Source organism: Chryseobacterium sp. CBSDS_008 (genome assembly GCF_049959325.1).
Classification (GTDB): domain Bacteria; phylum Bacteroidota; class Bacteroidia; order Flavobacteriales; family Weeksellaceae; genus Chryseobacterium.
In genome coordinates, this window is sequence record NZ_CP188202.1 from 2,947,051 (window position 1) to 2,961,207 (window position 14,157).

7 protein-coding genes and 1 pseudogene are annotated in these 14,157 nt (G+C 37.8%); 3 read left to right on the forward strand and 5 right to left on the reverse strand.

The window, feature by feature from the left end:
- Positions 1-36: 36 nt before the first annotated feature.
- A complete protein-coding gene (locus ACP3T3_RS13290) occupies positions 37-2,154 on the reverse strand; it encodes a TonB-dependent receptor (RefSeq protein ID WP_426476327.1) in 2,118 nt (705 codons plus the stop codon).
- A 319-nt stretch (positions 2,155-2,473) separates the two neighbouring features.
- Positions 2,474-3,244, reverse strand: coding sequence for a WG repeat-containing protein (locus ACP3T3_RS13295; protein ID WP_426476328.1), 771 nt, complete (start codon positions 3,242-3,244; stop codon positions 2,474-2,476).
- A gap of 286 nt (positions 3,245-3,530) precedes the next feature.
- Here ACP3T3_RS13295 and ACP3T3_RS13300 point away from each other — a divergent pair, with 286 nt between their 5' ends.
- Together ACP3T3_RS13300 and ACP3T3_RS13305 are read left to right on the forward strand one after the other, a co-directional pair.
- Entirely contained in the window at positions 3,531-6,314 is a 2,784-nt protein-coding gene (locus tag ACP3T3_RS13300) for a bifunctional aconitate hydratase 2/2-methylisocitrate dehydratase (RefSeq protein WP_426476329.1), read from the forward strand.
- Positions 6,315-6,632: 318 nt separating this feature from the next.
- On the forward strand, positions 6,633-8,900 hold the full coding sequence (locus tag ACP3T3_RS13305; protein WP_426476330.1) for an aconitate hydratase: 2,268 nt from the start codon (positions 6,633-6,635) through the stop codon (positions 8,898-8,900).
- A 141-nt stretch (positions 8,901-9,041) separates the two neighbouring features.
- Here ACP3T3_RS13305 and ACP3T3_RS13310 read toward each other — a convergent pair whose 3' ends face one another.
- Positions 9,042-9,206 (reverse strand): LytTR family transcriptional regulator DNA-binding domain-containing protein, encoded by a 165-nt coding sequence (locus tag ACP3T3_RS13310; RefSeq protein ID WP_426476331.1) that lies wholly within the window; start codon positions 9,204-9,206, stop codon positions 9,042-9,044.
- Between the two features lie 221 nt (positions 9,207-9,427).
- On the opposite strand from ACP3T3_RS13310, the pseudogene ACP3T3_RS13315 reads away from it, so the two are divergent.
- Positions 9,428-11,649: pseudogene (locus ACP3T3_RS13315) on the forward strand (outer membrane beta-barrel protein).
- A gap of 308 nt (positions 11,650-11,957) precedes the next feature.
- Here the strand turns inward: ACP3T3_RS13315 and ACP3T3_RS13320 are convergent.
- Complete coding sequence (locus ACP3T3_RS13320; RefSeq protein ID WP_426476332.1) at positions 11,958-12,665, reverse strand: HesA/MoeB/ThiF family protein; 708 nt, start codon at positions 12,663-12,665, stop codon at positions 11,958-11,960.
- Between the two features lie 367 nt (positions 12,666-13,032).
- Complete coding sequence (thiH, locus tag ACP3T3_RS13325; protein ID WP_426476333.1) at positions 13,033-14,151, reverse strand: 2-iminoacetate synthase ThiH; 1,119 nt, start codon at positions 14,149-14,151, stop codon at positions 13,033-13,035.
- Positions 14,152-14,157 lie beyond the last annotated feature (6 nt).

The window sequence follows — 14,157 nt, forward strand, 5'->3', positions numbered from 1 at the left end:
TTTTTCAATTCACTTATTACTTTCCTAACCTTGTCATTATTGGATCTTCCAGCTTATTCCAAACATGAAATTCGTTCCTGCCTGAGAAAAATAATAAGGTTGTCCTTCATACACCGATCCGTTGTTCACATATTTTTTGTTGAACAGGTTATTCACCAGCAGTTTTAATGCTACTTCATTATTGGCAATTTTAAACTGATACTGAGCATTGAAATCTGTCAGGAAATAATCTTTAAGCTGAAGGTTGACATCTTCTGTATTATCAAGATATTGTTTTCCGACATACTGATTCATCAAAACCAACTGGAAGTTCTTTGTAGGATTGAATTTCAGGCTTAAATTGGCTACAACATTGGGAGAGAATGAAATCTGGGTATTCCCAAGGCTTTTAGGAATATCACCATTTTGAATATTGAAATCCTGATTTCTGTTCTGGCTTAAGGTAACATTTCCGGAAACCTCCCATTGTCTGGATAATTTGGCCAAAGCACCCACCTCAATTCCTCTTCTGTAGCTCTTCCCTGAATTTGTTCTGATGAATGCTCCTACATTATTAAGTTCACCATTTAAAACCAGTTGGTTCACATAATACATATAGTAAACATTAGCAGTAAATGATACAATTCCGAATTGTTTTTCAAAACCAGCTTCAAAATCGTGAAGCTTTTCTGCTTTCACATCGTTATTGGCCATCAGATCATCCCTGTTCGGCTCACGGTGTGCATGCGCGTATGACAAGAATACTTTTCCGCCTTCAATTCTGTAATTCACTCCGGCTTTTGGATTAAAAAACAGCCAGTTTTTACTTAAATCAGCGCCTTCACCATCTCCTGCCATCAGGATCTTTGTGTTGTAATTGATTTTTCTAAGCTGCAAATCACCGAAAAACTCAAAGTTATTTACTCTTAACAAAGCTTTTGCAAAACCGGATACTTCATTCTTTACGGAGCGGCTTCTGTAATACTCGTTTTCTTCAATCTGAGGAAAAAATACTCCTGTAACATTTCCGTAGTGTCTTCCGTAATATTGATTGACAACGGCACCAAAGTTCAGATCGAGATTTTCAAATTTCCCGTACAATGTAGAAACCATTCCGTAGAAATCATTGTTCAGCCATTTTTTTCTGATAAAATCTGAATATTTTATAGTTTGCCCGCCTTCAATGATATCAGGCAGATTGTATCTTGAAAAGGGATCTCCCTGTTTGTAATTTTCGTAATATCCTTTCCCTTTTGTATAATGGAAAGTGGTTTCCAGATTCCAGCGGTCGCTGAATTTCTGTTCCCAAAGCAGCTGATAATGATTCTGTCTGTAGTTATCCGTTTCATTGTCATAGAAGCTTACAATATTTTCCCAGCTCGCATCATAGATGGCTCCTGAAATATTAAATTTAGGATCAGTTTCCCACGTTTTACGGTCAATTCCGTTCCAGGCCTGATATGTTTTCTCTTTTCCTCCAAAAGCCATTAAACGGAGCTTCGTATTTCCTTCTTCAAATAAAGCGGTAAAATTGTATGAACGCAAGTTTGATGATGCCCTGTCGATATATCCGTCAGAGTGAATATGGGTATATCTTCCCATTACAGAAAGACGGTTTTTCCAGAACTTACCGGACCCTATCTCAGCTGAATATTTATAAGTATTAAAAGATCCGTAGCTGTCATCTGTTTTAAAATAAAATTTCTCTTCCGGATCTTTAGAAAGTACATTAATACTTGCTCCGAAAGCAGAAACACCGTTATTGGAAGTTCCCACCCCTCTCTGAATAACGATCTGTGACGCAGAACTTGTCAAGTCCGGAACGTTTACAAAAAAAGTACCCTGACTTTCAGAATCGTTATATGGAACACCATTCATCATTACATTAATGGCTGATCCCGAAACTCCGCGTATTCTGAATCCGGTATATCCTACTCCGTTTCCTGCATCGGAGGTAGAAATAACGGAGGTTTGGTTTTTTAAAAGAATAGGAAGATCCTGCCCCAAATTTTTACCGTCCAGATCTTTCTGTACATTAATGATTTCCTTTGCTACCGGCAGTCTTTTGGTAAAGTTGACAGCCTCAATTTCCCTGATCTTCAGAGAATCTTTACTCTGAGCCTGGATAAAAGCTACAGAACCTACGCTAAGCCCTAAAAAAAATAATCCTTTCATTCTATAAATCTTTGAAATTTAATGAATAAAAGGGGTGATTATGAGATAATTGATAAGCAGCAAATGATAACTGATGTTTATTGATCATGTATCACTAATCATCTATCAATTATTTAAATGGTTCCCTAAACAGCATTATCTGTTCCAGGTTCATTGGGTATAATCTCAGCCTGTTAAAGCACCCCTTTATTTCAGCTGCGAAATTACAAAAAATATATGAATTAAAATTGGGGCTACACGGTACGGGATATCGAGTTACGGGGATAAAAAAATACTTCGAAAAACAGGAATTATCAAATGTATCATTCATCATTTCTTACTAATAAGTTTTATTGTTGGCGTCGATGTAATAATAATTTGAACCGTCTTTTGTCACTTCAAACATTTTGCCCAGCTTCCAGCTGAAATTTCTTTTAATATTGGAATACTCAAACGGGATGATAATTCTATTATTAACATCAATAACTCCAAATTTATCATTATTGGAAGCAACAATCATAGGATTAGCTACATCGTCTCCCTCCAGAATGAACAGGTACTGATATTGAGGATAAATCTGATACTGCCGGTAATCCGCAGCGTTTACAAACTTTGATTTTTCTATAATTCCGTAAAAGCCGTTGAGAATGTAGGCCTGGAACAACTGCTGCTTATACTCCTCAAATTTACACTTTCCAAAATCTGCTTCTTTGAACTGATAAACCCTTTTTCCCGACTGGTCTATACGGTAAGAAATCATATCTTTTTCTACAGTAGCATACTCTTTGGTTCCAAATTTTCTGACTTTTGCATTGGGAGAATTCAAAAGGTTGCAGTCTTCATAAAAAAATACAGCAATATGGTATTCCGGCTGAATAATGAATTTACCGTTCTGGTTTATATACCCGTACTGACCGCCTTTCTTTTTAGGAATCAGGACCGGAAGATCTTTATTGATCACCACAAGATCTGGATTGGGCTGACGGGCTGCAGCTGCTTTTTTGACTGTGGTTTTTGTACCTTTCTTTACACCAATTTTCTTCACAGATTGGGCCTGTGAGAAAACGAAAATCGAAATAAAAACACACAAAACATTCAGGATATTTTTCATATTCACCATTTACTTACAAAAATATGACCAAAAATAGATATTATAAAATTCATATTTATAAAGAATCTAAATAATTTCACTCTTATAAAATAGTAAAATTTCGTAATTTTGGGAACATTTTGAATTGTTTGATAATTTTAAAAAACTTTTAAAAAAGTGTAGATTATGCTGACTCTATTCGGTAATGTTGCATCAAAATGCGAGAACTCAAAATGTCATTACCTGTATTTATACAGACCGGTAAAGAAAAAGCAGGCCTACCTTTAATTTTGAAAGACCTTCTATTATGAGTATTTATAAGGATTACATCAAAGAGATTGAAGAAAGAAAAATCCAGGGGCTGCATCCAAAGCCAATTGATAGTGCTGAATTACTAAGTGAAATCATTACACAAATTAAAGATTCAGGTAATGCTGACCGATCGGATTCTCTTCAATTTTTCATTTATAACACATTACCCGGAACAACAAGCGCAGCGGGAGTAAAAGCAAAATTTTTAAAAGAAATTATTCTGGGTGAATCCATAGTAGAAGAAATTTCCCCGGCGTTTGCCTTTGAATTATTATCTCATATGAAAGGTGGCCCTTCTATCGAAGTGCTTCTGGACCTTGCTTTAGGTAACAACCCGGCTACTGCTAAAGAAGCGGCGAACGTTCTTAAAACACAGGTTTTCCTTTATGATGCAGATACCAACCGTTTGAAGGAAGCATTTAACAGTGGTAACGAAATTGCAAAAGAAATCATTGAAAGCTATGCAAAAGCTGAGTTCTTTACTAAACTTCCTGAAGTTCCTGAAGAAATCAAAGTGGTAACTTATATCGCCGGTGAAGGAGACATCTCTACAGATTTACTTTCTCCGGGTAACCAGGCTCACTCAAGATCTGACCGTGAGCTTCATGGTAAATGTATGATCACTCCTGAGGCACAGCAGGAAATTAAAGCTTTACAAGCAAAACATCCTGACGCAAGCGTTATGCTTATCGCTGAAAAAGGAACAATGGGTGTAGGTTCATCAAGAATGTCCGGAGTAAATAACGTTGCTCTTTGGACAGGAAAACAGGCCAGCCCGTATGTACCATTCGTAAATATCGCTCCAATTGTAGGAGGGACAAACGGCATTTCTCCCATTTTCCTTACAACAGTAGATGTTACCGGAGGTATTGGAATCGATCTTAAAAACTGGGTAAAGAAAGTAGATGAAAACGGAAACCCTGTTCGTAACGAAAATGGCGATGTAGTGCTTGAAGAAGCTTATTCAGTAGCAACAGGAACTGTTTTAACAATCAATACAAAAGAAAAGAAATTATATAACGGCGATAAAGAATTGATCGACCTTACCAAATCTTTCACTCCACAAAAGATGGAGTTCATCAAAGCGGGTGGATCATACGCTATTGTATTTGGTAAAAAACTACAGACATTCGCAGCTCAGCTTTTAAGCATTGAAACACCGCCTGTTTTTGCTCCGTCTAAAGAAATTTCTCATGATGGGCAGGGCCTTACTGCGGTAGAAAAGATTTTCAACAGAAATGCTGTAGGAACAACTCCAGGAAAAGTTTTACACGCTGGTTCGGACGTTCGTGTACAGGTAAATATCGTTGGATCTCAGGATACAACAGGCCTTATGACTGCTCAGGAATTGGAATCAATGGCAGCAACCGTGATTTCTCCGGTTGTTGACGGTGCTTACCAGTCAGGATGCCACACAGCTTCAGTATGGGACAAAAAAGCACAGGCTAATATTCCGAAACTGATGAAATTCATGAACGAGTTCGGTCTTATTACAGCCCGTGACCCGAAAGGTGAATACCATGCAATGACTGACGTTATCCATAAAGTTCTTAACGATATCACAGTAGACGAATGGGCCATCATCATTGGAGGTGACTCTCACACAAGAATGTCTAAAGGGGTAGCTTTCGGAGCTGACTCAGGAACCGTTGCGCTTGCATTAGCTACGGGTGAAGCATCTATGCCAATCCCTGAATCTGTAAAAGTAACTTTCAAAGGAAACATGAAAGAACACATGGATTTCCGTGATGTGGTTCATGCAACCCAGGCTCAGATGTTGAAGCAGTTTGGAGGAGAAAATGTATTCCAGGGTAGAATCATTGAGGTTCACATCGGAACACTTCCTGCTGACCAGGCATTTACATTTACAGACTGGACTGCTGAAATGAAGGCAAAAGCTTCTATCAACATTTCCGAAGATAATACCTTGATTGAATCACTGGAAATTGCAAAAGGCAGAATCCAGATCATGATTGACAAGGGTATGGATAACCATAATAAAGTTCTTCAGGGACTAATTGACAAAGCGAATAAAAGAATTGCAGAGATCAGATCAGGGGAAAAACCTGCTTTGACTCCTGATGCAAATGCTAAATATTATGCTGAAGTTGTTGTAGATCTTGATGCTATCGTTGAGCCAATGATTGCTGACCCGGATGTAAACAACGATGATGTATCTAAGAGATATACTCACGATACCATCAGAGATCTTTCTTACTATGGAGGTGAGAAAAAAGTAGATCTTGGTTTCGTAGGATCTTGTATGGTTCACAAAGGTGACCTTAAGATTGTTTCTCAAATGCTTAGAAACCTTGAAAAACAAAAGGGAAAAGTAGAATTCAACGCTCCTCTTGTAGTAGCAGCTCCTACTTATAACATCATTGACGAGTTAAAAGCAGAAGGAGACTGGGAATTATTAGAAAAATATTCCGGTTTTGAATTTGATGACAACGCTCCAAAAGGAGAAGCCCGTGTTGAATATAAGAATGTAATGTACCTTGAGCGTCCAGGATGTAACCTATGTATGGGGAATCAGGAAAAGGCCGCTAAAGGAGACACTGTTTTGGCAACTTCTACCCGTCTTTTCCAAGGAAGAGTAGTGGAAGATTCTGAACGTAAAAAAGGAGAATCCCTGCTTGCTTCAACTCCGGTTGTTGTTCTTTCTGCGATCATCGGAAGAATTCCTAGCATTGATGAGTATAAAGCTGCAGTGGAAGGTATTGACCTTACCACGTTTGTACCATCCATCAAAGAACTGACAAGTACAAGCGTTCACTAATAGAAAAATAAATAAGTCGTAAGACTGTTGAAAATTATATCATTGAAAGATTTTAGTCCGTTAGGATTTAAGATCTTTCAATTTTTTGTTTAGAATGTTTCTATTTTAAGACAAATACGTTTTTTTTCATTAAAATCAAGAAAATAAATTCTATTTTTTTCTTAAATTGAAAGTTATAAAATCTATTGATTTAAGATCAAAAACACCCCCTGTTTATGGAATATAGGAACGTTTTTTGATATATAGAAAAGTAATTTTCCTGTTTTCAACAACAGGAAAAGAAGCTTTAACGGAAAAAGAATAAAACTAAAATACGATATGACTTTTGATATTGATATGATCAAAAAGGTGTATGAGCGCTACCCGGAAAGAATTGCAGCAGCAAGACAAATTGTGGGAAAACCTCTTACCCTTTCAGAAAAAATCCTTTACACCCACCTTTGGGAAGGAAATGCTACACAAGCATATGAAAGAGGGAATTCTTATGTAGATTTCGCACCAGACCGAGTTGCCATGCAGGATGCAACAGCACAGATGGCGCTTTTACAGTTCATGCAGGCAGGAAAACCCAAAGTGGCTGTTCCTTCCACGGCTCATGCCGATCACCTGATCCAGGCGAAAGTAGGTGCTGACAAAGACTTACAGGAAGGGATCAACAAAAACTCTGAGGTATTCAACTTCTTAAGCTCTGTATGTGATAAATACGGAATAGGCTTCTGGAAGCCGGGAGCAGGTATCATTCACCAGGTTGTACTGGAAAATTATGCCTTCCCTGGAGGAATGATGATCGGTACTGACTCTCACACGGTAAATGCGGGAGGGCTAGGAATGGTAGCCATCGGAGTAGGAGGTGCTGATGCAGTAGATGTAATGGCAGGAATGGCCTGGGAGCTTAAAATGCCAAAACTTATCGGGGTAAAATTAACCGGTAAAATGAACGGATGGACTTCTGCAAAAGACGTCATCCTAAAAGTAGCCGGAATTCTTACCGTAAAAGGAGGTACAGGATGTATTGTAGAATATTTCGGTGAAGGAGCAGAATCTCTTTCCGCTACCGGTAAAGGGACTATCTGTAACATGGGTGCTGAAATCGGGGCTACAACTTCTACTTTCGGATATGATGATTCTATGAGAAGATATCTTGCTGCTACCGGAAGACAGGATGTAGTAGATGCTGCTGATAAAATTGCTGAACACTTAACGGGTGATGCTGAAGTATATGCCAATCCTGAACAATATTTTGACCAGTTAATAGAAATCAACCTTTCTGAACTGACTCCTCACTTAAACGGACCTTTCACTCCGGACTTAGCGACTCCGGTTGCTGAATTCAGAGCTAAGGCTGAGGCTAACGGATGGCCGCTGGAAGTTGAGTGGGCTCTTATCGGATCTTGTACCAACTCTTCTTATGAAGATCTATCAAGAGCGGCTTCCATTGTTGAGGATGCGGTATCAAAAGGTGTAAAACCTAAAGCCATCTTAGGAATCAATCCAGGTTCTGAACAGGTGAAATTCACAGCGGAAAGAGACGGTTTCTTAGATTCTTTCAGAAAATTTGAAAACGCAAGAATCTTTACCAATGCTTGTGGACCATGTATCGGACAATGGGACAGAGAAGGTGCCGAAAAAGGAGAGAAAAACTCTATTATCCACTCTTTCAACAGGAACTTTGCGAAAAGAGCTGACGGTAACCCGAATACCCACGCATTCGTAGCCTCTCCGGAAATGGTAGCGGCTGTAGCAATTTCAGGTAGACTGGACTTTAACCCAATTACGGACACTTTAACTAACGAAGCTGGTGAGCAGGTAAAACTTAACGAGCCTAAAGGGTTCGAACTTCCATCAAAAGGATTTGCGGTAGATGACAACGGCTATCAGGCTCCGTCAGAAGATGGTTCAAGCGTTGTGGTTAATGTAAGCCCTACTTCAGACAGACTTCAGCTATTGGAAGAATTCCCGGCATGGGACGGCAAAAACATTGTAGGAGCAAGAGTATTAATAAAAGCTTTCGGAAAATGTACTACCGACCATATTTCAATGGCGGGGCCATGGCTTAAATACAGAGGCCACCTAGACAATATTTCAAACAACATGTTGATCGGAGCTGTGAATGCTTACAACATGGAAACGAATAAGGTTAAAAATGAATTAACCGGTGAATACGGTGAAGTTCCGGCTGTACAAAGAGCCTATAAAGCTGCAGGCATTCCGACAATCGTTGTAGGTGACCAAAACTATGGTGAAGGTTCTTCAAGAGAGCACGCTGCAATGGAGCCCAGACATCTTGGGGTGAAAGCTGTATTGGTAAAATCATTTGCAAGAATCCATGAAACCAACCTTAAGAAACAAGGGATGCTTGGAATTACTTTCGCTAATGAAGCAGATTACGACAAAATCCAGGAAGATGACATCGTTAACTTCTTAGATCTTGACCAGTTCGCACCAGGAAAACAACTGACTTTAGAATTCATTCATACCGATGGAACTAAAGACATCATCATGGCCAACCATACTTATAATGACCAGCAAATTGATTGGTTCAAGGCCGGTTCCGCTCTGAACCTGATCAAACAACAGGAAAAATAAGATTAATTGTTAGATTAATTAATATAAAGGCGGCTTCAATTGAAGCTGTCTTTTTTTATTTCAACCAAATTGAAAAGGCTTAATAAAATTTAATAAGCACACTAAACCTTATAGGTTTTAAAAACCTATAAGGTTTAATTTTTAATATAAATCTTCCGAAAAAACTCGCCTCAATTTATCCAGAAGACTCAATAGGAATTTTATTGGAAGAATTACTTTTTTCATCCTACTATTTTGGACTTTATCCAGATTGACAATGAAAGATTTATGGATTCTCACAAAGTTTTCAGAAAGCTGATTTACCATTCATTTAAGCAGAAATCTCATAATGTTCCGTAAAACTCAGAACATCTCATAATAATTATTGTGATTGCAGGAAATGACCATGCAGCGGTATTACAACAGCTTTTCTCTTCTTCATCAGCATACGATTTTATTGAATTTTCATCATTGAAATAAATAAAATTATTGTAGCAGCTGTAACAAAGTATATTTTTAATCGTCTAACCGAATATCAGTAAAAACATATGAAAAAAACTATATTCGCTTTATCACTGGTAAGTTCTATTCTGGTTTTATCTCAGGAGAAAAGTAATAAGCCTCAGGAAAAACAAATTGAAGGGGTAGTCATTACCAAAACTAAAAAAGCCGTTGAACAAAAAGCAGACCGTACTATTTTTGACTTTTCCGAACAGCCTCAGCTGAACAACGGGAATGTTCTGGAAGGAATTAAAAAACTTCCAGGATTGGTATCTACCGATATCGCAGGAATGATGTACCAGGGAAAATGCTGGAAGTGTATCTGAATGGAAGACCTTTGAACATCACATCGAATGAACTCAACTCTTTCCTTGAAGGAATGCCTGCCAATTCGGTAGAAAGAATTGAGGTAATCACCCAACCAGGCGCTGAATTTCCGGCTACTTCCGGAGGAGCCATCATGAATATCATCACAAACAAAAACGCCAATAAGTATTTAACCGCTACGTATTCGGGGAATTATTCTTTCACGAATTATGATAAATACAGAAGCAGAACCACCAATTCTGTTAACTTAAATGCAAGAAATAAATATTTCGGATGGCAGCTGAACGTAGGTCAGAACTACCGTGAAAGTATGCTGAATGGCCAGCAGGACGAGCTTTTAACAAGTCATACCGATAGATATGGACGTGGATATTTTGCAAAATCAGGATTGACTTTTGATTTGGGGCAGGACAGATTATTATTAAACTACGATATTTATCACAATAATAATGACAACTACACTTTAAGTAATGGTCATGGAGATTTGCCTTTCAAAAGAAATCCGGAGGATTTAAAAGAAGCTTTCTATACCTCATCAGATGTTGCGCATACCAACAACCTGAGACAGGAAGCTGTGGTAACGTATCAGAAGCGTTTTGCTGATAAATCTCAGAAACTGGACTTCCAGTTTGGTTATACAAGATCAGACAGTAAATTTTCTCAGGATAATTATTTTCAGGATGGCACATTTGTAAGCTACCCCACTGAACCTCTCGATAGCCCTACCAACGGATTAAAAGATATTCTGAACAATAAATCTGTAATGAATATTGCCAACTTTAAAGTAGATTATGCCCAGCCTATCAAGCTTCTTGACGGTGGAAAAGTTAGCCTTGGAGGATTATATGAAAGACAGGATTATGATACAGAAAGTTTTGGTTTAACCAATCTTGAATACCAGAGACAAACGGCATCTACCTATTTGGAGTTTCAGGCTAAACTGAAAAAATTTGATTTCACGTTAGGCTCCCGTGCTGAAAACTATGATATTTCCGGGGTAACAAGATATATTAAAGATAAAAAGGTGGTTGAAGCTGATTTGATTCCTTTCAATAAATTTAAGCTTTTCCCGAACGCGAGTGTACAGTATAACATGATGAACCAGGTTTATATTGCCGCGAATTACAACAGGAAAATCAGCTTACCGAGTATTTCTGCCCTGAACCCGAATAACGTAACGTTTTCCGGACCCAGCACGGAAGTGAATGGTAACCCGAACCTGCAGCCCACTATTTTTGATAATTATGAATTGAAAATTTCAGCTTTTGATTATGCATTTATCGGATACAGCGTAAGTTCGGCAAGCAATCAGGTGGCACAGATCATCCGAAAAGACGGAAGAAAACTTTACAACGAGCAGGTGAATATTTCGAATATGAAAATTCACAACTTCAATGTGGGGCTACCGGTTCCTTTTATGATTTTCAGCAAGCCTTTGAGCGAAATTATGAAGTTTGATTTCAATCCTGATAAAATCAACTTCATGTATTTATATGCCGGTTATCAGAAACATGAAATCGACAATCTGAATAATAAAGGATTCTGGATTTTCAATATTATGACTCAGATTCTTTTGCCTAAAGATATCAAAATGACAGCCAATTACAGCTATCTGACTCCAAAGGCAGGATATTTCTACTTCACGGCAGAAAAACCGTTCAACAACTCTCTGGATATTACGCTAACGAAGAAGTTTATGAACAACCGTCTGACACTTTCTGTTTTTGCGAATGATATTTTCAACGGACAGATGATGCAGGTACGTTCTAATCCGCCATCAGGAAATCCGGTAATGATCAGCAGTAAATATGACACGAGAAATTTCGGATTTTCTATCAATTATAAAATTCCAACAAGAAATAAGCTGGCAAAAGAAGATCCAAATATTCTTAACCAGACTAAAAAAGAGGATAACGGAGGTGTAATGCAGCAGGCACAGTAATTCTTCTTTATATAATAGAATGAAAACAGGTGTAAAATGATTTACGCCTGTTTTTTTGTAGAATAGGTTTGGCTAAAGCCAGATGGATGGTTTTCTAAAATTTAAAACGGGCTAAAGCCCGTTTCTATTGATCTATACTAACATAAAATCTGTACAATCTGCCAGATCAGCGAGAAGGTCAAAGTGTATACTGTGTATAAAAAATAACCGGCTTTATTCATTTATACTCTGAATGAAAACCCGTTTCTATTGATATTGAATTAGTGTTATTTGTGAGAACATTAGTGATATTAGTGTTTATATTTACATCAAAAATCTATCGTCTGAAATCTCCAGTTCAGCGTGTCTACCAATGTCAGCTGATTGACACTTACCGGAAGGCCCGTGATAATTTTTAACGCCTGAAGCGCCATCATGCTTCCTATCATTCCGGGAAGAGCTCCCAATACACCAAGGCTGTCACAATCCGCCACATCTTCATCAAAAGGAGGTTCCGGGAAAATATCCCTCAAATTTTTACTTCCGTTATGATTAAAAACAGAAACCTGTCCCGAAAACCCTAAAATACTTCCATAAACCAGAGTCTTTTTCAGTGTCACACAGGTATCATTCACCAGATATCTTGTAGAAAAATTATCTGAGCCATCCACAATAACATCGTATTGAGATATGATGTTATCGGCATTATTTCCATTGATTTTTTCTTCAATTCCTATCAATTTAACCTGATGATTAAGTTCTTTTACAAATGTTTCTGCGCTATTTACTTTGGATAATCCTACTCTATTTTCAGTATGAATGATCTGCCTGTTCAGATTATGAAGCTCAACCTCATCACAATCTGCAACGCCTAAAGTTCCTACTCCTGCAGCAGCCAGATATTGTATAACCGGACTTCCCAAACCTCCTGCTCCTATGACAAGAACTTTGGAAGACCTTATTTTCTTTTGTCCTTCTAATCCTATTTCTTCAATAAATATCTGACGGCTGTATCTTGAAAAATCATCTTCTTTCATAATTATAATTGAACCATTAAGATTCTTTAAGTTTTTAAGGAAAGCCAAATTGAGGCTTGTTTTAAAAATATATTATCCTTGATTAAACTTCACCTCTTCAAAGTTCTTAACGGTAAAGTTGTTTAAACTTTATAAAACCACAAAAGTCACAAAAATTTTCATTTTAAAACACTTTAGCCCACTTAAGTAAGTTTAAAATGATTCCAGAGAAAAGTTCACATACGATGAAAATCAAAGATTTTCTCAATACTTAGGTGTACTTATATGCATAACGCTTGACTCTACAAAACTTAAGTGTTTAAACTATTATGACTTTTGGTTAAAAATAATCATTGTAAAAAGTTTAGACGGATTTGGTTTAAAAATTTTAAAATCCACTGTACACGGAATCCCAGTCTTTCATTACAGGATCATAGCCTGCATTTTTGATCATGAGTCTGATTTCATCCATACTTCGTTCATCACTGGTTTCAAATTGCTCCAGAGATTCTTTATCTACGGCATAACCTCCGGGGTTGGTTTTTGATCCCGCACTCATGGCTGTTGCTCCCAGAGATACTATATTATTTCTGAAGACTTCATTTTCTCTGGTAGAAATGGAGATTTCAAGGTCCTCATTCCAGATTCTGTAGGCACAGATCAACTGAAGAAGGTCTTTGTCTTCCATAATGAAATTCGGTTCAATGATTCCTTCTGCCGGTCTGAGTCTCGGAAAGGAAACAGAAAACTTACTTTTCCAGTAGTGTTTCTGAAGATAATCTATGTGTAAGGCATTGAAAAAACTATCAACCCTCCAATCTTCAAGCCCAAGGAGAACTCCGAGCCCAATTTTATGAATTCCTGCTCGTCCTATTCTGTCCGGAGTCTCCAGGCGAAAATGGAAGTTTGATTTTTTACCTTTTGGATGGTATTCTCTGTAAACATCCTGATGATAGGTTTCCTGATACACCAAAACGGAATGCACGCCTTCTTCATGAAGCAGTTTGTATTCTTCTTCCAATAATGGCTGAACTTCAATGGAAATATTGGAAAAATGAGGTTTTAGCTTACGCACCGCATTCTGAAAATAAGGCACACCTACTATTTTATTGGCTTCTCCACTTACCAGTAATACATGATTCACTCCCATAGATTTTAGCACTGAGGTTTCAATCATCAGTTCCGTATCGGAAAGCGTTTTTCTTTTCAGGTTATTATCGAGACTGAAGCCGCAATAGGTACAGATATTCTGACACTCATTACTGAGATACAGCGGAGCATACAACTGAATGGTTTTTCCAAATCGTTTTTGGGTAAGCATCTGCGTCATTCTTGCCATCAGTTCCAGTTCATAGGAAGCGGCTGGTGAAAGCAGATTCAGAAAGTCATCAAGGGTTTTATCCTTTTTCTGAAGGCTGTATCTTACATCAGACAGACTTACTTTTTCAAGCTTATTCTTTACTTCATCCCATTGATAACGTTCAAAAACATCTTTAAAGCTTTTCATGATTTT

Bases quoted from the DNA above. Each gene is read 5' to 3' on its own strand.
- ACP3T3_RS13290 (WP_426476327.1), bottom strand. From the start codon at position 2,154: ATGAAAGGATTATTTTTTTTAGGGCTTAGCGTAGGTTCTGTAGCTTTT.
- ACP3T3_RS13295 (WP_426476328.1), bottom strand. From the start codon at position 3,244: ATGAAAAATATCCTGAATGTTTTGTGTGTTTTTATTTCGATTTTCGTT.
- ACP3T3_RS13300 (WP_426476329.1), top strand. From the start codon at position 3,531: ATGAGTATTTATAAGGATTACATCAAAGAGATTGAAGAAAGAAAAATC.
- ACP3T3_RS13305 (WP_426476330.1), top strand. From the start codon at position 6,633: ATGACTTTTGATATTGATATGATCAAAAAGGTGTATGAGCGCTACCCG.
- ACP3T3_RS13310 (WP_426476331.1), bottom strand. From the start codon at position 9,206: ATGGTAAATCAGCTTTCTGAAAACTTTGTGAGAATCCATAAATCTTTC.
- ACP3T3_RS13320 (WP_426476332.1), bottom strand. From the start codon at position 12,665: ATGAAAGAAGATGATTTTTCAAGATACAGCCGTCAGATATTTATTGAA.
- thiH (WP_426476333.1), bottom strand. From the start codon at position 14,151: ATGAAAAGCTTTAAAGATGTTTTTGAACGTTATCAATGGGATGAAGTA.